This is a genomic window from Agrobacterium genomosp. 13 str. CFBP 6927 (assembly GCA_900012615.1).
Lineage (GTDB): Bacteria > Pseudomonadota > Alphaproteobacteria > Rhizobiales > Rhizobiaceae > Agrobacterium.
Map to the genome: position 1 here is coordinate 1120107 of LT009757.1, position 18639 is coordinate 1138745.

17 protein-coding genes are annotated in these 18639 nt (G+C 59.0%); 5 read left to right on the forward strand and 12 right to left on the reverse strand.

Going from position 1 to position 18639, the window contains the following annotated elements; translation table 11 throughout:
• Positions 1-88 precede the first annotated feature (88 nt).
• Genes msrB through AGR13A_RS19470 form a run of 4 tightly spaced genes read left to right on the forward strand, consistent with a single transcriptional unit; the run spans position 89 to position 3713 of the window.
• Positions 89-574 carry a peptide-methionine (R)-S-oxide reductase MsrB gene (gene msrB, locus AGR13A_RS19455; protein WP_035223897.1) on the forward strand — a complete coding sequence of 162 codons (486 nt, stop codon included), beginning with the start codon at positions 89-91 and terminating at the stop codon, positions 572-574.
• Positions 575-592: 18 nt separating this feature from the next.
• Positions 593-2467, forward strand: a complete 1875-nt coding sequence (locus tag AGR13A_RS19460) for a cytochrome c biogenesis protein DipZ (protein WP_080838746.1) — start codon at positions 593-595, stop codon at positions 2465-2467.
• Positions 2468-2488: 21 nt separating this feature from the next.
• Positions 2489-3190: a peptide-methionine (S)-S-oxide reductase MsrA gene (gene msrA / locus AGR13A_RS19465; protein ID WP_080840336.1), complete on the forward strand. Its 702-nt coding sequence runs from the start codon at positions 2489-2491 to the stop codon at positions 3188-3190.
• 40 nt (positions 3191-3230) lie between these two features.
• Positions 3231-3713, forward strand: a complete 483-nt coding sequence (locus tag AGR13A_RS19470; protein ID WP_080838748.1) for a GAF domain-containing protein — start codon at positions 3231-3233, stop codon at positions 3711-3713.
• A 54-nt stretch (positions 3714-3767) separates the two neighbouring features.
• Here the strand turns inward: AGR13A_RS19470 and AGR13A_RS19475 are convergent, their stop codons facing one another.
• Complete coding sequence (locus tag AGR13A_RS19475) at positions 3768-4583, reverse strand: AraC family transcriptional regulator (RefSeq protein ID WP_308400304.1); 816 nt, start codon at positions 4581-4583, stop codon at positions 3768-3770.
• A 55-nt stretch (positions 4584-4638) separates the two neighbouring features.
• On the opposite strand from AGR13A_RS19475, the gene AGR13A_RS19480 reads away from it, so the two are divergent.
• Entirely contained in the window at positions 4639-5556 is a 918-nt protein-coding gene (locus AGR13A_RS19480; protein WP_080840340.1) for an NADP-dependent oxidoreductase, read from the forward strand.
• An 87-nt stretch (positions 5557-5643) separates the two neighbouring features.
• On the opposite strand, the gene AGR13A_RS19485 is transcribed toward AGR13A_RS19480, so the two are convergent.
• The 11 genes from AGR13A_RS19485 to AGR13A_RS19535 form a co-directional block, all read right to left on the reverse strand.
• On the reverse strand, positions 5644-6891 hold the full coding sequence (locus tag AGR13A_RS19485; protein ID WP_080838750.1) for a glucarate dehydratase family protein: 1248 nt from the start codon (positions 6889-6891) through the stop codon (positions 5644-5646).
• On the reverse strand, positions 6891-7688 hold the full coding sequence (locus tag AGR13A_RS19490; protein WP_080838752.1) for a sugar phosphate isomerase/epimerase family protein: 798 nt from the start codon (positions 7686-7688) through the stop codon (positions 6891-6893). Before AGR13A_RS19490 ends, AGR13A_RS19485 begins: the two co-directional genes overlap by 1 nt.
• Complete coding sequence (locus AGR13A_RS19495; RefSeq protein WP_167377598.1) at positions 7685-8719, reverse strand: hydroxyacid dehydrogenase; 1035 nt, start codon at positions 8717-8719, stop codon at positions 7685-7687. The genes AGR13A_RS19490 and AGR13A_RS19495 overlap by 4 nt, the downstream gene beginning before the upstream one ends.
• A complete protein-coding gene (locus tag AGR13A_RS19500; protein WP_080838756.1) occupies positions 8716-9885 on the reverse strand; it encodes an SGNH/GDSL hydrolase family protein in 1170 nt (389 codons plus the stop codon). The genes AGR13A_RS19495 and AGR13A_RS19500 overlap by 4 nt, the downstream gene beginning before the upstream one ends.
• Before the next feature lie 14 nt (positions 9886-9899).
• Positions 9900-10649, reverse strand: coding sequence for an SDR family NAD(P)-dependent oxidoreductase (locus AGR13A_RS19505; protein WP_035223889.1), 750 nt, complete (start codon positions 10647-10649; stop codon positions 9900-9902).
• 18 nt (positions 10650-10667) lie between these two features.
• Positions 10668-12998, reverse strand: a complete 2331-nt coding sequence (locus AGR13A_RS19510) for an alginate lyase (protein WP_080838758.1) — start codon at positions 12996-12998, stop codon at positions 10668-10670.
• A gap of 71 nt (positions 12999-13069) precedes the next feature.
• Entirely contained in the window at positions 13070-14599 is a 1530-nt protein-coding gene (locus AGR13A_RS19515; protein ID WP_080838760.1) for an extracellular solute-binding protein, read from the reverse strand.
• A 60-nt stretch (positions 14600-14659) separates the two neighbouring features.
• Positions 14660-15541 (reverse strand): carbohydrate ABC transporter permease, encoded by an 882-nt coding sequence (locus AGR13A_RS19520; protein WP_035223884.1) that lies wholly within the window; start codon positions 15539-15541, stop codon positions 14660-14662.
• An 11-nt stretch (positions 15542-15552) separates the two neighbouring features.
• A complete protein-coding gene (locus AGR13A_RS19525; RefSeq protein ID WP_080838762.1) occupies positions 15553-16482 on the reverse strand; it encodes an ABC transporter permease in 930 nt (309 codons plus the stop codon).
• Positions 16479-17594, reverse strand: coding sequence for an ABC transporter ATP-binding protein (locus AGR13A_RS19530; RefSeq protein ID WP_080838767.1), 1116 nt, complete (start codon positions 17592-17594; stop codon positions 16479-16481). Before AGR13A_RS19530 ends, AGR13A_RS19525 begins: the two co-directional genes overlap by 4 nt.
• 30 nt (positions 17595-17624) lie before the next feature.
• Positions 17625-18413: a GntR family transcriptional regulator gene (locus AGR13A_RS19535; protein ID WP_237681201.1), complete on the reverse strand. Its 789-nt coding sequence runs from the start codon at positions 18411-18413 to the stop codon at positions 17625-17627.
• Between the last annotated feature and the right edge of the window lie 226 nt (positions 18414-18639).

Consider the following 18639-nt stretch of genomic DNA (forward strand, 5'->3'; position numbering starts at 1 on the left):
ATCACGAATATGTGCTCCGAGGGCTGTAACTTCCTCGGCCTTGCCCTCGTAAATATTGAAAGAATTGGTTCAACGGGAGGATCGAGCAATGGTGAACAGACGAGAGCTTCTCAAAGGAGCGGCATTCGCGGCGATTGCGCTTCAGCTTGGTGGCGGACGAGCGTTTGCCGCGACGGGTTCTTTCCCCATCACCCTGACCGATGAGGAATGGCGCAAACGCCTTACCCCGGATCAATATGAGGTTTTGCGGAAAGAGGGCACGGAATATCCGGGATCCAGCCCATTGCTGCATGAAAAGCGCCGGGGCAATTTCGCCTGCGCCGGTTGCGATCAGGAGGCGTTTTCTTCCACCACCAAGTTCGAAAGTGGAACCGGGTGGCCGAGCTTCTGGGCCCCCTTGGAAAACGCGGTCGGCACCACGCAAGATACCTCTCTTGGAATGGTGCGAACGGAGGTCCATTGCGCCCGTTGCGGCGGTCATCTGGGCCATGTTTTCGATGACGGTCCCAAGCCAACCGGTCTTCGCTATTGCCTGAACGGCGTGGCGCTGAACTTCCATCCGACGTCGGCCTGACCGATAGGGAATATTGCGATGTTGCTGTTTCTTCTCGCCTATACAGGCGGCGTGCTGACGATCGTCAGTCCCTGCATCCTGCCGGTTTTGCCGTTTGTTTTTGCACGTGCCGGTCGACCTTTCATGACCAGCATCCTTCCCATGCTGGTCGGCATGGCGGCAACCTTCGCCGGCGTGGCGACACTCGCGGCGGTCGGGGGCGGCTGGGCGGTCGAAGCCAATGAATATGGGCGGGTGGCGGCCATCACGCTGCTGGCAGTCTTTGGCATCTTTCTGCTCTTCCCGTCATTGTCGGAGCGTCTGACCCGGCCGCTGGTGGCGCTGGGCGCGAGACTTTCGCAATCAGCCGACCGGGAAACAGGCCGTGGTTCGGTTGTCGCCGGATCGTTGATGCTCGGCGTCGCCACCGGCCTCCTGTGGGCCCCGTGCGCGGGACCGGTTCTCGGCCTCATTCTGACTGGAGCGGCACTACAGGGGGCCAATGTCGGAACCTCGCTTCTGCTGCTTGCCTATGCGCTCGGCGCGGCGACGTCTTTGATGCTTGCCCTTCTGATCGGCGGCCGGGTTTTTCAGGCCATGAAACGCTCCATCGGGGCAGGGGAATGGATAAGGCGCGGCCTGGGCATTGCCGTGCTTGTCGCGGTCGCCGCAATCGGCCTCGGCCTCGATACCGGCTTCCTGACACAGGCGTCGCTTGCCAGCACCTCAGCGCTCGAACAGAAGCTGATCGATGGATTGGGCGGCAAGCCGGATCAGGATATCGCTGGAGGCGGCGCGATGAAGCCCTCGACCGTGATGCAGAAGGATGCCGTGCAGAATGGCGCGATGCAGGGCAATCCCGCGATGATGTCTGCCAATCCGGCCGCGATGAGTGGCTTGAGCGCGATGATGATGCAGGGCAAGCCATCGGCGTCCACCGCAGAACAGCTTCCGGTCGAAGGCACCGCTCCGTCGCTCGCAGGCGCGGTTGAATGGCTCAATTCGCAACCCCTGAGCATGGAGCAGCTGAAGGGCAAGGTCGTGCTCGTCGACTTCTGGACCTATTCCTGCATCAACTGCCTGCGGTCTATCCCCTATGTCCGCGCCTGGGCCGAAAAATACAGGGATCAGGGACTTGTCGTGATCGGCGTGCACGCACCGGAATTCGCTTTTGAAAAACGCATCGACAATGTCAAAAAGGCGATTGCTGATCTCGGTATTGTTTACCCCGTCGCCGTCGATAATGACTATGCGATCTGGCGGGCATTCAGTAATCAATATTGGCCGGCGCATTACTTCATCGACGCAAAGGGACAGGTCCGCTACCATCATTTCGGTGAGGGCGAATACGACCGGTCGGAGCGTGTCATCCAGCAGCTTCTTGCGGAAGCGGGAAAGACGGATGTCGGCTCGGATATCGTCGCGGTCACCGCAAGTGGCACGCAGGCGGCCTCCGACACGGCCGACGTGCAATCGCCGGAAACCTATGTCGGTTACGAACGGGCGCAGAACTTCATCAGTGCCGGCGGGATCGTCAACGATCAGGCCCACGCCTATGTCGAGGAAAAGCCCCGGCGCAACGAATGGGGTCTAACCGGCAACTGGACGGTTGGTGCCGAACATGCGGCATTGAATGACAGCGGCGGCGGCATTTATTATCGGTTCCGGGCCCGGGACCTGCATCTGGTCCTTGGTCCAGGTGCAGATGGCAAGCCGGTGCGCTTCCAGGTCACGATTGATGGCAAGCCGCCGCGTGAAGACCATGGCATGGATGTCGATCCCGATGGAAACGGCACCATTACCGAACAGCGCCTTTATCAACTCGTCCGCCAGAGTGGACCGGTAGAAGATCACACATTCGAAATCCGCTTTCTGGACGCTGGTCCCGAAGCCTATGCATTCACCTTCGGTTGAAAGGAAAAGGTCATGAGACGCATGTTTGCGTGGAAAGCGGTAACGGCAACGCTGGCCGTCGGATCCGCGATAATGTTGGCAAGTCTGAGTGTAGCCTCGGCGCAGGAAGGCATAGCGCTTCCCGCGCCTGCGGCAGATGTTTCCCCAAGCACCGCAGCCACCGAAACGGCGGTTTTTGCCGGCGGTTGTTTCTGGGGCGTGCAGGGTGTCTTCCAGCATGTGAGCGGCGTCAAAAACGCAGTCTCCGGTTATGCGGGCGGCGCAAGGCAGACGGCGAATTATGAAGCGGTTGGCAGTGGCAAGACCGGACATGCGGAGGCCGTGAAGGTGACCTATGATCCGAAGCAGGTGACCTATGGTCATCTGCTGCAGATCTATTTTTCAGTCGCCCACGATCCGACCGAACTGAACCGCCAGGGGCCGGATATCGGCACGCAATATCGTTCCGCCATTTTTCCCGCAAATGAGGATCAGGGCCGTGTGGCGAAAGCCTATATTGCCCAGCTCAACAAGGCACGTCTTTACGACGCGGCGATCGTGACGACAATCGAGCCGGGCCATGCTTTTTATCCCGCCGAAGCCTACCATCAGGATTTCCTGACGAACAATCCGACCTATCCCTACATCGTCTATAACGACCTTCCGAAGCTCGAAAACCTGCGCAAACTGTTTGCAAGGGATTTTCGCGAGAAGCCCGTGCTGGTCGTCGAGAACGGTATTTGATATCAGCCGTCAACCCAGACGATTAAGGAAGGTGCCGGACATGTTTGAAGCGGTCTCTATCGACACTGCCGACAAGACCGAATTTTACCGCGAGCTCGCCCAGCAATTGCAGGCCTTGTTCGAGGGAGAGGCGGACATGATCGCCAATGCCGCCAACATGTCGGCGCTGATCTATCAGATGATGCCAGACCTTAATTGGGCGGGTGTCTACCTGTTGAAGGGCGAGCAGCTGGTTCTTGGGCCCTTCCAGGGAAAACCTGCCTGTGTTCGCATCCCCGTTGGCCGCGGCGTTTGCGGCAGCGCCGTTGAGCGGAAGTCATCGATCCTGGTTGAGGACGTCCATGCCTTCCCTGGCCACATCGCCTGTGACGCAGCCTCGCGTTCGGAACTGGTCGTCCCGATTTTTCGGGACGGTGCGACGATCGGTGTCATCGATCTCGATAGCCCTTTGCCGTCACGGTTCGATGCCGACGATCAGGCGGGTATCGAACGGCTCGCGGAAATCTTCGCAGGTTCATTTTAGGCTGCAAGGAGAGGCCGCGGCTTGCAGAGGGGCGGTTCTGAAACGATCCGTCTTTCAGGCCAACTGGTCTTCCATGCCAAGGAAGCTGGTCGGCGTCATGTTCGTGACCTGCCGAAAGGCATGTGAGAACGAGGCGGTACTGGAAAAGCCGAATTCGGCTGCCACCCCTGCGATAGGGTTTCCTCTCGCGAGGTGATCCATGGCCTGCACGATACGAGCCCGTTGCCGCCAGGCCTTAAATGTCAGGCTTGTCTCTAAAGGAAAAAGCCTGCTCAGGGTTCGGACCGATGTCGCGGCTCTCGAGGCCAGTTCCTCAATGTTCAATCTGTTTTTATGGTCGTCGAGAGCCATATTGGCGACACGTATTCCGATCGTGCTCGTTGGCAGCGGCAGGAATGTGGGGGCATGGGCGGTGGATGTCAGTTCGTGTAGCATGAGCCTTGCAATGAGTTCGGCCTTCTCCTCCTCGATCTCGGCAACGAAAGCCGCCTCCAGCAGGGATTGCATGAGCGGGGTAACATGCAGGGCAAATGTACGCTCAAGCGGCATCGGCGGCGCCCATGCTCGTGCTGCCGATGGCTCCCAATGAACCATCCATAATTCCGCATCCGTCAGGACATCGACGCGATGGGGAACGCGGGCTGGAATCCAGACTGCGAGCTGGGAGGGCACCAACCACCGGCCCTCTTCGGTATGGACCTGCACCATGCCGGATGCTGCAAAGGTCAGTTGCGCCTCGTCATGGGTATGGATTGGCAAGCCGCCGCCGCGCGGCTTGAAGCCTCGTTGGAACATAAACGGACGTCCGGGCATGATTGGCCTCTCAGCGATGTCGATTGGCAGCACATCGATAAGGCGTTTGGCTAGCATGGAAGACGTCGATGGTCGAGGACTCATCGAAGCCGGAACAAAGGTGAGTGAAGATATGAAATCAGTGATCATCAACGAATATGGCGACAACGCCGTGCTCACAGTTGCCGATGTTGAACGTCCGGAGCCGGGTCCCGGCGAGGTGCTGGTGAAGGTGCATGCGGCAGGCGTGAACCCCATCGACTGGAAGATCCGCAGCGGCGCCGGCCAGCGGATGGGCATGACCCTGCCGATCCATCTTGGCGGCGAGATCGCCGGCATTGTTGAAAAGCTTGGACCGGGCGTCACCGAATTCAAACTGCGCGACGGTGTTTACGGCATCATCAAGGCTGGCGGGTTCTCGGAATATGCGGTCGCCAAAGTGACGGATATCGCAGGCAAACCTTCCAACCTGGAGTTCATCGAGACGGCTGCGGTGCCGCTCGGCGCCTTGACGGCGTGGCAGGCACTGTTCGATGTGGCCGGCCTTTCAAATGGCCAGCGCCTGCTCGTCACCAACAGCGCGGGCGGCGTCGGTTCTCTGGCTGTGCAGCTTGCCAGGGCGAGAGGGGTGCATGTCACCGCAATGGCGTCCGGCCGGAACGAGGCATACGTCCAAAGCCTCGGCGCGGACGAGTTTATCGACTATACGAAGCAGCCCTTCGAAATGGTCGCTCGCGATATGGATGTCGTCTTCGACACGGTTGGAAGCGACACGTTCAAGCGGGCGTTCGCCACTCTCAAACAGGGCGGTTTTCTGGTAACGGCGGTGGCTTTCCCCACCGAAGAGGACAAGCGCCATGGCATCGGCGTCGCGCGTGTGCAATGCAAGCCCGATGCGGAACAGCTCGCATCCATCCGTAAACTGGTCGAGCAGGAGAAGGTGCGGCCCCATGTGGCAACCGTCCTGCCGCTTGCGAGCATAGGGCAAGCGCTGGAACTGTCCGAAAGCGGGCGCACCCGCGGCAAGATCGTTCTGCAGATCAGCAGCTAGGAACAGCGGTTTCGCATCAGCATGGATGGAGGCTCCGGCTCAAGCCGGAGCCTTTTCCTGGTCCGAAACATTGTGATCGGGTTCTGGTTACCAGCGCGGCACGCGTCTTTCATAGGCTGGATCGAAGAGCTTCATGTAAGCCGTGTCATCACGCTCTTTCATGGCTGTCTGCTCATAGAGTGCGGCAAGTTCGGAAAGCTTCTGCCGGTCGAGCGTGACGCCAAGTCCCGGTCCCTCGGGTACATCCAGCCGGCCACCCCGGAACGTGAATGGCGTGCCTTCGATGATGTCGACACCCGTCCATGGGTAATGCGTGTCGCAGTCGAAACTCAGGTTTGGCGTTGCTGCGGCCACGTGGATCATTGCCGCAAGGGTGATGCCGAGGTGGGAATTGGAATGCATGGAGACGCCAAGTCCCAATGTCTCGCAGATTTTTCCAAGATGGGTCGAGGCGCGCAGTCCTCCCCAATAATGGTGATCCGACAGCACGATCTGGACCGCGTTTTTGCGGAAGGCCGTCGCGATCTGGTCGAATTCCAGAACGATCATGTTGGTGGCGAGCGGGATGGACGTCGCGGCTGCCACCTGCGCCATCTGGTCCATGCCGATGACCGGATCCTCCAGATATTCCAGGACATTTTCGAGCTTGCGGGCAATGTAAATCGCCGTCTCCACGGTCCAGCCACCGTTGGGGTCAATCCGCAACGGATGATTGGGAAAGGCTTCCCGGAGCTTCAGCATCGTCTCGATCTCAAGATCGGGATGCAGAACGCCGCCTTTCAGTTTCAGCGACTGGAAACCGTATGTTTCAACCATCCTGCGGGCTTCGCCAACCATCTGGTCGGGTGTGAGAACCTCTCCCCATTCATCCGGGGCCTCGCCGATGTGGCCCGCAAATTTGAAAAACAGATAGGCGCTGAAGGGAACGCTGGTGCGAACCGCGCCGCCAAGCAGATCAGAGACCGGCCGCCCGAGAAGCTTGCCCTGAATGTCGAGGCAGGGGACTTCGAAGGCCGAGGCGACCACGTCCGTCAACTTGTGATCAGCCACCGCCGATTTGGCATTGATGCCGCCGCTGCCCGGCAATGCGGCGACGACGCGGGATTTCAGCGCGTGAAGATGAAACGGGTCCAGCCCGATGAGAGCCGGTGCGGCGCGCCGCAACCCGTCAAGCGCCTTGATACTGCCGTAGCTTTCCCCGAGGCCGACCGTGCCGTCGTCGCATATGACCTCGATGACGGTACGCAGCGCATGGGGCTGATGGACGCCCTTGCAGTTCAGCAGCGGCCTGTCAGGAATGGCGACCGGCGTGAGATGGATTTCGGCTATGCGCATCAAAAAGCTCCTTGTCGCCACCAGCTGCGCGCAGCTTTCAGCGCATCGTCCAGCGGTGGCAGTGCGGGATGCCAGTGGCGTTCCCATTCCAGACTGAGAGGGATGTGTCGTTCGTCCGACTGTAAAATAGAAAGCAGTTCCGCCATGGGAAAATCACCCTGGCCGGGCAAAACGTAGCGTCGCCGACCATCGCTATCCGTGGTGCTGTCCTTGACGTGCAGATGGACGATGTTTTTCGCGATATGGTGCCAAAGGGTCTCAAGATCGCTGCCTTTGGCCCAGGTGTGGTGGGTGTCCCATAAAATCCGTGCTGTCGGCACGCGTTCGATGAAGGTGAGAAGCTGATCGAAATCCGCCAGCGCATCGTGGGTCTCGATCATCAGATCGACATTCAACCCGCGGGACTGCCGTAGAGCACGCCAGTCCTCCAACAGCGGTGCTGCGCGGTTTATCTCATCCGGTGTCAACCGTTTGCCACCGTCGAAGATGCGCAAATGGGAAATGTCAGCAGCTTCTGCCCAGCCAATGAAAGGCTCGATGGCGGCGAGATCGGTGCTTCCGAAGAGCCGAATGGAGGTGTTGAGAGCGGCAATCTTGAGATCGCGTTCGGCCAGAAATGCTGCAAACGCCGCAGGTGTGCCAAACTCGGAGGCGAGGGCCGGGATCAGCTCGACCGTACCGGATAATGCGCGCAATTCCACAGTCGCAATACCGTGTCGTTGCGCCAGATCGGCCGTCTCATGAAGGCTGAGCTCGGAGCAGCCGAGGGTCGAAAAGCAATGCTGGAAAATCGTCATGCCATACGCTCCATATCCCGCTTATGGACTGGATGAAGCGGGGCAAGCCCCGCGATGAAACGTTCGATCTCGGTGATGGCGAGATCGGAAAGCGCCCGCAATTCATTTCCCAGCGACCCGGCGATATGCGGCGTGAGGACGACATTGGGCAAATCGTAAAACGGGCTGTCCGTCGGCAATGGTTCCGGTTCCGGCGTATCGATGAGAATGCGCAACCGTCCTGAAACCGCCTCTGTCAGCAATGCGTCATGATCGACCAGCCAGCCCCGCGCCGTATTGATGAAAATGGCATGATCCGCCATCAGCGCCAGCTCGCGGGCGCCAATCATATGGCGGGTTTCAGGCAGGATCGGTGCATGCAGGGACACGACGTCGGACCAGGCGAGAAGCGCGTTGAGCTCCATTTTAGTCGCGCCAAGTGCCGCGGCCTCATCCACCGAAAGAAAAGGGTCGTAAACGGCGATTTCGAATTTGCCGCGCGCCAGCATCTCCATGACCAGCCGACCAATTCGTGAAGCGCCGACAATGCCGATCCTGCGGGCATGATTGCCGAGATAGGGCAGCCTCATGCCACGCCTGCTGCCAAACCCACCGGTGCCGCGTTCGGCCCTGTGTTCTTCGCGCAGACGAAACACATCCTTGCCGCACATGATGATGGCCGCATAGGTAAATTCGGCAACCGGGACAGCCATGGCGGATGCCGCCGTGGTGATGAGAATATCGGACGTTTCCCAGAATTCGGTGGGTGCAACCGTGCGCACCGAGGATGCGGCATAGGCGACCATCTTTAACTTTGGCGCACGGGCGAGGCGCTCGCGCGTCAAGGAAGGTGTACCCCAGGCGGCCAGCAGGATATCCGCTTCGGCCAGAGCCTCGACCCCCGCTGCCGTGTCGAAATCCGTATAGGGGAAACCGGGGATGATATCCGCCACCGCATTCAACCGTGCCCATTCGCGCTCACCGAAGAAACCTTCCGGTAGTTCCCTGCGCATGGCGATTAAAAGCCGTGGTTTCTTCTGAAATTGTCTCATACGCGCACCGGGCTTGAAACAGGACGAACATCGATGCGGTCAACCTCGATTTCGATCGGTCGGGAACCGGGCCGCAGGATGACATCGAGAAAAAGCTTCGGAGGCGCTTCACCCGGCCTGAGTTTCAACGGAGGAGTTCTGAGCGCTCCGCTCCATTGGGCGGTCGGGAAAGGAAAAAGCGAACCGTCTGACGCGCGGAAAGGCGCAAGGGCGATTGCTTCCTGCCCTTCGGCTGCAGCATCTTTCAGCCGGAGCGATATTCCGAGCACGTGCCCATGCGCCGGCACCTCCACATCGCATATCGCCTCCACCCAGAAGCCCGTGCCCGGATGGATAAGCTGCCCGCCGAGACTATGGCTTTGCTCAGTCGTTTCCGTGACTGTCAGGGCCGAAAAATCCGATGCCAGATTGCCTGTCGGGTTGTTTACCGGGTCGAAACGGTCGTCTTTTGGCAGGATGCGGGCCGGCGCGCGCGGCACGATCGTTTCGAGATAGGTCGCAAGCCGCTTTCCGACGGCAAAAGCGCCGGAAACGGCAAAATGGGTGCCGTCATCGGAATAGCCGGGATAGGGCTCGCCAAATTCACTTTCAGGGTCAACCCACGCCGAATTCCAGTCGAAGACATGGCAATTGGCGTGGCTGGCGGCAAATTCGATGCTCTGCCGGTTGATCCAATGCGCCTTTGCCCGTTCCGCACCGCCGGCCGGCCATTTCCCAATGCCCCGTGCGAGGATCGGAAGCAGGATGACCACCTTGCCCGCGTCGAGCAGAGCCGAGACGATCCGCGCCCGCGTATCTGCAATCGTCTGGCGTGTTTCCACCATCATGTCATTGGTGCCGGCATCGACGATGATCAAATCGAAATCCGATTGCAGCTGTCGCGGCAACCGGCGTTCAATCTCGATCGCCTTCTGGCCGGAGACCCCGAAATTGAGGCCGGAAAAGAACCGGCTGACACCCGGCCGGTTGCTCGGCTCCCAGCCCGGCGGCACGGATGGATCGTGGTGAACGGGGCAGCAAAGCCTGCCATGCGACAGGACCTCGGCCCAGCTCATCCAGCCGCGTGCCGATGTGGCAAGCGAGCTGGCGTCGCCGATATGGTTCTGCTGGACGAGCGAGGTGCCGAGAATGGCAATCCGGCTCGCCCTTGGTAACGATACGGACATGGTTTTACCGGATATCAGGAGAACAGGACGCCGCCATTGATGTCGTAGCAGGCGCCGGTGATATAGGCGGCATCGTCGGATGCGAGGAAAGCCACCAGACCGGCAACGTCTTCGCTCGAGCCTTCCCGCTTCAGCGATGTGGCACCCGCCACCCTTTCACGTACCTCCGGTTTGGTGAAGGTGTCATGGAAGGTGGTCGAGATCATGCCCGGGCAAACGGCGTTCACGCGAATGTTCGGGCCGGCTTCCTTGGCAAGGCCGCGGGTGAACGTCATCACGGCACCCTTGGAGGTCGCATAGGCTAGCGCGCCCGGACCGCCGCCGTCACGGCCCGCCTGCGACGAGAAGGTAACGATCGCCCCGCCCTTTGCCATTTTTGGCAATGCTGCCTTGGCCGTCAGGAACAGCGACGTCAGATTGACGTCGAGGACCTGATGCCAGAAGGCTTCATCCATATCCGCAATTGTCTTGCGGGCGATAAGGCCACCGGCAACATGGACGAGGCCATGGATCTCGCCGAATTTGTCCGAGGCAGCAGAAATCGCGGCCTCGACTTCGCTTGCATTTGTCAGGTCGGCCTTGATTGCCAGAGCCGAACGGCCAAGTTTTTCGATTTCGGCAACGGCCGTGGCCGCACCCTCGGCCGCACCATTATAGGTAAGAACGACATTGGCGCCCTCCTGTGCAAAACGAATGGCGCATGCCCGGCCGATATCCCGGCCGGCGCCGGCGACGACAACGGTCCTGTTGGTAAAACGCTGCATTTGAAGAACCTCGTATGGTTAGAATTGCTTGGGAAGGGAGAGCTTGAAACGCTCGTCATCGACATCGCTGAAATAGATGTCGGTGGAAAAACCCTGGTCATCGATGAAGCTGAAGATGCGCTTCGGCTCCTTCAGGCTGTAAGGCACGAGAAGGGTGACAAGGCGATGCCGGGTGGCGGCTGGAACCGTGGCGCAGACATGATGATGAATGTCTAGCCCTTCGAATTCCTTCGGATCGATATCGGGAAAACCTTCCACGGCGCTGATTTGCGGCGTGCCGGCCGAAGAATAGACGAACTGCCCGTAAAAGCCTGCTTTCTGGCCATTGTAGCGGAAGCTCGACCTGCCGGTCTGCGGGGCTCCGAGTGTATGGCAAAGCCATTGCAGTTCCTGGGGTTCGGAACATTCCACCTCATCGACAATCACGAAATAGCTGTCATTGACGAAGTGGGTTTCGCGCAGAGCCTTTTGAACCAGCGGGTTTGCAACCTGATAAGCGGCCGTCGCATCGCCGACGATACGCACATGGCCGGGCTTTTCCTCGACCGAGACGATGCGGCCGGCGGCGCGGCGGGCAAGCGCCTTGTCCTTTTCGGCATATTGTCCCTTGCCGCCGATCAGCACGGCGTTTTTCGACCGTGTCTGGCGACGCCAGTTCAGATGCATCTGCGAATTGAACGCCACGTAATAGCCGGACTGGATCGCCAGATCCTCGCCATGGGCATAGAGGACAAAGGCATTCTGGTCGCCATGGCTGTGGCTCAGCGAACCATAGGGGCTGGATTTGAAGACGAATTGCAGATGCCGGTCCGGGTCTTCCATGTGTTTCTGGATGGTCGCCCAACCGATATCGTCGAAAACCGCGAGTGCGGGTAAATCGGCCGGTGAAACGGCTTCTACCTGCTGGTAGTCGTGGCGATAGACGAGATCGTCGAAGTTCAGATCCCACCAGCCGTAATTATAGAAGGCCATTTCCGTGCCCGTCGCATCGGCCTTGATGTGATCGAAGTACCATTGATAGTGGCCGTTGCCGGTAACGCCGGCGAATTGGCGGACGTTGTAGCCGAGCTTCAGGCCGGGAAGGTCGCCGAGCGTGGAGTCGTCGCCGAAATTGGCGCGGCGGGTTCCCGGCGCCTTGGTGTAAAGCGGGAAGCGCCCGGTATTCTGGAAAAACGGCCGCTGATAGAGGTCGTAACCCATATAGGAACGGATCAGATTGGCAGCCTCGATGAGATAGGCCATGCCGGTCATCCAGTAGTGCGGACCTTCCGCCCAGCCGCCATCGGTTCCGGCCCATGGAGAATAGAGGGTGGCAAGGAACTCGACGGTATAGTCGAGCCATTCGCCCGCCTCATCGCTTTCGCCCTGAAGCGCGATGCAGGCCGGTGTCAGGACTGCCGAGAGCGAGCGCACCGCATGGCTGTCATAGGGAAACACGTGAATGCGGGCGTGCGCGATGACATGATCTGCAACTTCCCGCGTCCGTTCAAGAAGAACAGACCGCACGGTCTTGCGTTCGTCTTCGCTCAGATGGTCGTAAAGCCAGTCATAACCCCAGGCGAGTGCGACGACGACACGGAAACCCGCCTCGTCATTATAAGCCCGGGAGGTCGCGCCTTTCGGATCCCAGCCGGCGACCGCCAGCAGCCACTTGCGGGATGCATCGAGCAGATCGTCGCGTCCAAGCACACGGCCCGCTATGGCCAGATGCCGGATCGCATAGATCACTTCCTGGCAGTCAATATACATCTGCCGCCAGAGTGTCGCGACGCGCATATTGTTGGGATAGGGCTGTGGTTCCGGCATGACCGGCCGCTCCAGCCAGGGTTTGACCGATTTTTCGTAGAATTCGGACCAGCCGCAATGGTTGGGGTCCTTTGCCACGGCGTCCGCGAAGGCGCTCAACTGCTCGGGATTGAGCCACAGCCTTGGATGGCTGGCATGGGCGGCGGCATGGCGCGCCTGCCTGCCGGGTAGCGGCGTTTTCGGCAGCGACGCGCCGATCTCGAAGCTGCGCACGGTGCTCCAGTTGGAATCCGGCGTTGCGGTGTTCTGATCCCAAAGCGCATAACACCAGTGATAACGGCCTTCCGGCAAGGCCTCATCCGGCGTGAAGAAATTCCAGGCGAGATCTTCGAAGACGAGTGTTTTTTTGTCGGCGAAACCGGGATCGGTGGAAATGCGCAGCACGTAACGCGCGCCGTCGTCGATATCGGGTAGCCATGAAAAGCGCGGAGGGTTCTCCGTCGGTGGTGCTTCTTCGCTCGGCTCGTAGCCAATGGTCAATGAACCCGGCCGGGGTTCATCGAGAAGTGTCTGTCTGGATATGGCCGGGGCAGAGGGACGCATTGCGCTCTAACTCCTATGAAAACGGAAGGAAAAGGATGGCGGCGACAAGGCCGCCATCACGGTCGAAGGGTTTATTGCGCGGCCTTGTATTGACGGTCATAGGCCGATTGCATGATCTTGATGACCTCGTCGTAGCCGAGCGCGGTGAGGCGCTTCTTATAGGCGTCCCAGCCGGTATCGACGTCCTGCGCGCCGAGAATCCAGGTCTGCTGCATCTCGGTCATGTAGGTGAGGATGCTCGGCCAGTAGCGGTCGAAGGTCGCTTTTTCCTCGGCGTTCAGGGAGACGCCCATGAACTCGTCCTTGAGGCAATTGCACTTCTCGTACATGTCGATGCCTTCGAGAGCGATCTTGTTCGTCCACTGGCGCTCATATTCGTAGTCCATCCAGTATCCGCGCGGGATTGCCGCACCGACCGCCCATAGTTGGGCATTCACCGGGTCCTTGTTGGCAAGGATTTCCTTCTTGAACTGCGGTTTGCCGTCGACCATCTCGTAGGTCAGGCCCTCAACACCGAAATTCGACAGGATGCGGCCCTGCTGCGAGAACCAGAAATCGAAATATTTGATGGTTTCGACCGGGTGCTCATTGGTTGCCGAAATGGCCCAGCCGACGGGCTGGACACGCAGGCGGCGGGAATCTTCGAAGCGCTGGCCGGAGACCGTTTTTGGCGGCAGCATCGGCTTTAACGCAAAGCCCTCGATCTTGGGCGATAGCGCATCATTGTAGGTCGAGGTGCTGGCGAACCAGTCATGCGTCATGCCGCCGAGATTATTGCCCAGCAGATATTCGCGCGAGCGGGCGCCGCGGGTGAAAATCTCCTTGTCGATCAGGCCTTCCTTGTACCACTTGGCAACATTGGAAATCCCGGTTTTGTAGTTTTCCTCCGCCCAGGGGTGACGCAGCTGTCCGTCATATACGGCAAAGTCGCCATAACGTTCGGATCCGGACACGCGCGCATCCCACAGATTGATGAGGCGGACGGCATCGATTTCCTCGCGGGCGAAATAGGGAACCTCATCCTTGAGGCCGTTGCCGTTCGGGTCCTTGTCGCGGAAGGCCTTCAGAACCTCATAGACTTCTTCCGGCGTTTCCGGCTGCTTGAGGCCAAGCTTGTCGAGCCAGTCTTGACGGATGAACCAGCCGCGCGAGAACTTGCCATCAGGCACATAGGGAATGAAGTAAAGCTTGCCGTCCGGTCCGGAGATGGCGTTGCGGATTTCCTTGTGGCTGTCGAAGAATGCTTTGAGATTTGGGGCGTTTTCCTCGATCAGCTCGTCGAGCGGAATGAACGCGCCCTCCAGCCCGTAACGGATGAAGTCTTCCTTCAGCCCGCCGGAGGCATCGCCGCCAACGATATCGGGAAGATTGCCCGAGGCGATCAGAAGATTGAAGGCGTCGCGGCTGCTGGTGGTCGCCAGCGACGCCACGTTGCGGACATGAATATTGGTGATTTCCGCGGCCTTCTGCTCCACCGGCCATTTTTCCGAATAGACGTATTTGTCGCGGAAGTGGAAATGAATCGTCAGTTCCAGCGGGTCTTCAGTGATCTTGCCCGTATCCTGTGCCAATGCCGGCAGGGACAGGGTTGCGGCTGTCATCAACGCCAGTAGGGGCGCGCCTTTTCGTAGTGCTCTCACAGGTTCTCCTCCCTTGTGCTGCTACTCTTTCACTCCGCCCAGCAGAATTCCTTTGGTGAAATACTTCTGCGCGTAGGGGTAAATGATGAGGACGGGAATGATTGAAGCGATCATGATCGCTGACGTCACCGTCTCGAACGAATAGTGGGCGGTGAGCAGGCTCGAGGCGAATTCGTCGTTCGAGTTCAGATCGACAATCACGCGCTTCAGATAGACCTGAAGCGGGATCTTTTCCTCGCCGCGCAACAGCACCATGGCCCAGAAATAGCCGTTCCAGCGCGAGACGATGCAGAACAGCGCAACGGTGACGATGGCGGGTTTCGACAGTGGAATGAACACCTTCCACAGCAGCTGCAATTCGCTGGCGCCATCCATCTTGGCGGCCTCTTCGAAGGATTTCGGCACGGCTTCGAAAAAATTGCGCAGCAGGATGACGTTGAAGGCGTTGGCCGCGAAGCCAAGAATGATGCCGAAGCGGCTGTCGAGAAGTCCAAGGTCGCGCATGTTCAGAAAGAAGGGGATCATGCCCGCGTTGAACCAGAGCGTAAATGCGATGGCTATGTTGAAGAAGGTGCGGCCGCGCAGGCGTTTGCGCGAGAGAGCATAAGCTCCGGGGATCATGATCAGCAGGCTCATCAGCGTGCCGCCGAAGGTGTAGATGAAGGTGTTGCCATAGGCGACCCAGAACATCCTGTCGGACAAGACCCGGTCATAGGCGGCAAGCGTGACATCGACGGGCCAGAGCGTGACGCGGCCGGCGGTGACGGCGGCGCCCGAGGAGAGCGAGACCGAAAGCACGTAAATGAAGGGATAGAGCGTCGACAGGACGAACAAGCCGAGAAGAATGGCGTTTGCCCAGCCGAAAATCTTGTCGCCGCGGGAATAGAGATTGAAGTTAGCCATGTTTCAGCTCCTCACCACAGCGATGTCGACGAGACTTTTCGGCTGATGCGATTTGCCGAATAGACGAGAACGAAAGCGATGACGGCGTTGAACAGTCCGGCGGCCGTGGCCAGGTCATACTGGGTGCCCTGCAGGCCGGTGCGGTAGATGAAGGTGGAAACGACGTCCGCCGTCTCATAGGTGGATGGGCGGTAAAGCAGGATGATATATTCAAACCCGACTTCGACCAGATTGCCGATGCGGATGATCAGCATGATCACGATTGTCGGCAGGATGCAGGGCAGGGTGATGCGCCACATCATCTGCCAGCGCGACGCGCCGTCCACCCGGGCGGATTCATAAAGCGTCGGGCTCACGCCGGCGATGGCGGCGAGATAGACGATGGATTCGAAGCCTGCCTCTTTCCAGACGGATGAGCCGATGTAGACGGGGCGGAACCATTCCGGTTGGGTCAGGAAGTAGATCGGCTCAAAGCCAAGGCCTTTCAGCAGAAGATTGACGATGCCGATCGATGGCGACAGGAAATTGATGACGATGCCGGCAACGATCACCACCGAAATAAAGTGCGGCAGGTAAACGACCGTCTGAGCCCAGCGGCGCGCGACACCATTTTGAACCTCGTTGAACATCAGGGCCAGAATGATGGGGACCGGAAAGGCGAAGATCAGTCCAAGGCCGCTGATCTTGATGGTGTTCCAGAAGGAGCGCACGAACATGTCATTGTGGAAGAGTTCGACGAAATTCGCAAAACCGACCCAGGGACTTTTTTCGATACCGCGAAAAATCGAGAAATCCTGGAATGCGATGACCAGCCCGTACATGGGCTTGTAGAGGAAGACCGCAAACCAGATGAGCATCGGCGCCAGCAGCAGATAGAGCTGCCAGTCGCGGCGCATATCTTCCTGAAGATTGTGGAGGCGTTCCTGAAAACCCTGTTTCATGCCTGCGCCCCACCTCTCGCCTTCAGCGATCTGCCGGTCGCCGCATCGAAGACGTGGATGCGCGCGGTATCGATGCCGAGGCGGCTGACGCCGTTCAGAGTATGGTCGCCATAGAGTGTTTCGGCCTTGGCGATAAATGGCTGGCCATCGGCCGTGCCATGCAGGAGCGCTTCCGCACCCAGCGGCTCCACGAGGTCGATGCTGCAATTTAATGTTTCACGACGCTCTTCGGTCTCTACCGACATGATTTCCGGCCGCAGGCCGAGTTTGACCGGCTGCCCTTCCGTGGCGTTCTTCGCGAAAGCTTCGGGAATGCTGAAGCGCTGGCCGGAACCGCCCGCAAGCACAACCTTCACGCTGCCATCCCGTTTCTCGATGGTTCCATCAAGAAGGTTCATTGGCGGCGAGCCGATAAAGCTTGCGACAAACGTATTTGCCGGTTCGAGGAAGACCTCCATCGGTGAGCCGACCTGCTCGATATGGCCGCCATTCATGATGACGATGCGGTCGGCGAGCGTCATCGCCTCGACCTGGTCATGGGTGACATAGATGCTGGTGGCCCGCATCCGCTTGTGCAGCAGCTTTATTTCGGCGCGCATGTGGGTGCGCAGCTTGGCGTCGAGGTTTGAGAGCGGCTCGTCAAAAAGGAAGATTTTCGGCCTGCGCACGATGGCGCGACCCATGGCGACGCGCTGACGCTGGCCGCCGGAAAGATCAGCCGGCTTGCGGGCCAGATATTCGGTGAGCCCCAGTATCTGGGCGGCTTCCGCAACGGCCTTGTCGATGGCGGCTCGTTTCTCGCCCCGGACACGCAGGCCGAAGGCGATATTATCGGCGACGCTCAGATGCGGGTAAAGCGCGTAGTTCTGGAACACCATGGCGACATCGCGGTCTTTCGGGGCGATCTTGTTGACCACCCGGCCGTCCATTGAAACGGTGCCGTCCGAGATGTCTTCCAGCCCAGCAAGCATGCGCAGCGTGGTGGATTTTCCGCATCCCGAGGGACCAACGAGGACAACGAATTCCTGCGGCTGTATGGAAAGATTAATACCATGGACGACTTCGAGAGCGCCGTAGCGCTTGACGACATCGTTGATTTGAACTGCAGACATGAAAGGCCCCTCCTCAAAAGCCTTGAATGTTCAGTCAGGCGTCTTCGACCCCCGTGAAGCGCGCTTCCTCGTGACGCGCGTGTTGACCTGTTCGATGAAGGTCCAGATCTTCGGGTTTCTGGAGAGTTCTGCGATCTTGGTTTCGAGTGATCCGAGATGGCGCTGGACGGCTTCGCGTGCGGCCTCGACATCGCCCGACTCGATGGCGCTTACGATTGCCTCGTGCTCCCCGATCACCTTTTCGGTGCGGCGAACTGCAAAGACGCGCTTCAGGTGGCGCATGCGGTCCATTTCACCTTTCGCCTGATTGACGACGCTCCAGGCGCCGGGAAGGCGGGCTGCTGCGAAGATCGTGCGGTGAAACTCTTCGTCCAGCAGGAAGAAGTCCGTGAATTCCTCGTCTTCGGCTGCCGTGCGCTGCTGGGAAATACAGGTTTTCAGACGGGCGATATCTTCAAGCGAATGCCGCTTTGTCGCCTCTATGACGGCGCCTTCTTCCAGCTTGAACCGGATGAAGCAGGCTTCCATGTAACGCTGAACGTCAATCGGTGAGATATAGGTGCCGCCCTGCGGCACGACAGTCACGAAACCTTCCTCAGAAAGACGGATGATCGCCTCGCGCACGGGCGTCTTGCTGACGTGAAGCAGCGCCGCGATCTCCTTTTCCGACAGCGCCCGTCCCGGAAGAAGCTTTACCTCGACAATCAATTTGCGAAGCAGGGCATGAATCCGATTGGTCATGTTCCCGTCAGCCGGCAGATCTTGCGGGGTGACGAGTTCGGACAATGGCAGCGATGGAAATTCGACTGGGTTAGACATATCAATTACCAAACTGAGATATCAGATGTGGTTATGACATATCTGTTGTGTTTTGGTGAGTCAAGCCGCGTTGATCAGCTTGGTGGGTTATCTGATCAGCTTTGGTCTGGAGGTATCCAAGATTACCGGGGTGTCTGGAGCCCAGACTGATGCCGGGTGCTTGCGGGAGAGCTCTGTCTGACGTGCTCGCCTGAATGGCAGATTTGCCAATGAGGTCGTTCCGGTT

Coding starts and splice junctions, on each gene's coding strand:
- msrB (WP_035223897.1), top strand. CDS start 89: ATGGTGAACAGACGAGAGCTTCTCAAAGGAGCGGCATTCGCGGCGATT.
- AGR13A_RS19460 (WP_080838746.1), top strand. CDS start 593: ATGTTGCTGTTTCTTCTCGCCTATACAGGCGGCGTGCTGACGATCGTC.
- msrA (WP_080840336.1), top strand. CDS start 2,489: ATGTTTGCGTGGAAAGCGGTAACGGCAACGCTGGCCGTCGGATCCGCG.
- AGR13A_RS19470 (WP_080838748.1), top strand. CDS start 3,231: ATGTTTGAAGCGGTCTCTATCGACACTGCCGACAAGACCGAATTTTAC.
- AGR13A_RS19475 (WP_308400304.1), bottom strand. CDS start 4,583: ATGCTAGCCAAACGCCTTATCGATGTGCTGCCAATCGACATCGCTGAG.
- AGR13A_RS19480 (WP_080840340.1), top strand. CDS start 4,639: ATGAAATCAGTGATCATCAACGAATATGGCGACAACGCCGTGCTCACA.
- AGR13A_RS19485 (WP_080838750.1), bottom strand. CDS start 6,891: ATGCGCATAGCCGAAATCCATCTCACGCCGGTCGCCATTCCTGACAGG.
- AGR13A_RS19490 (WP_080838752.1), bottom strand. CDS start 7,688: ATGACGATTTTCCAGCATTGCTTTTCGACCCTCGGCTGCTCCGAGCTC.
- AGR13A_RS19495 (WP_167377598.1), bottom strand. CDS start 8,719: ATGAGACAATTTCAGAAGAAACCACGGCTTTTAATCGCCATGCGCAGG.
- AGR13A_RS19500 (WP_080838756.1), bottom strand. CDS start 9,885: ATGTCCGTATCGTTACCAAGGGCGAGCCGGATTGCCATTCTCGGCACC.
- AGR13A_RS19505 (WP_035223889.1), bottom strand. CDS start 10,649: ATGCAGCGTTTTACCAACAGGACCGTTGTCGTCGCCGGCGCCGGCCGG.
- AGR13A_RS19510 (WP_080838758.1), bottom strand. CDS start 12,998: ATGCGTCCCTCTGCCCCGGCCATATCCAGACAGACACTTCTCGATGAA.
- AGR13A_RS19515 (WP_080838760.1), bottom strand. CDS start 14,599: ATGACAGCCGCAACCCTGTCCCTGCCGGCATTGGCACAGGATACGGGC.
- AGR13A_RS19520 (WP_035223884.1), bottom strand. CDS start 15,541: ATGGCTAACTTCAATCTCTATTCCCGCGGCGACAAGATTTTCGGCTGG.
- AGR13A_RS19525 (WP_080838762.1), bottom strand. CDS start 16,482: ATGAAACAGGGTTTTCAGGAACGCCTCCACAATCTTCAGGAAGATATG.
- AGR13A_RS19530 (WP_080838767.1), bottom strand. CDS start 17,594: ATGTCTGCAGTTCAAATCAACGATGTCGTCAAGCGCTACGGCGCTCTC.
- AGR13A_RS19535 (WP_237681201.1), bottom strand. CDS start 18,413: ATGTCTAACCCAGTCGAATTTCCATCGCTGCCATTGTCCGAACTCGTC.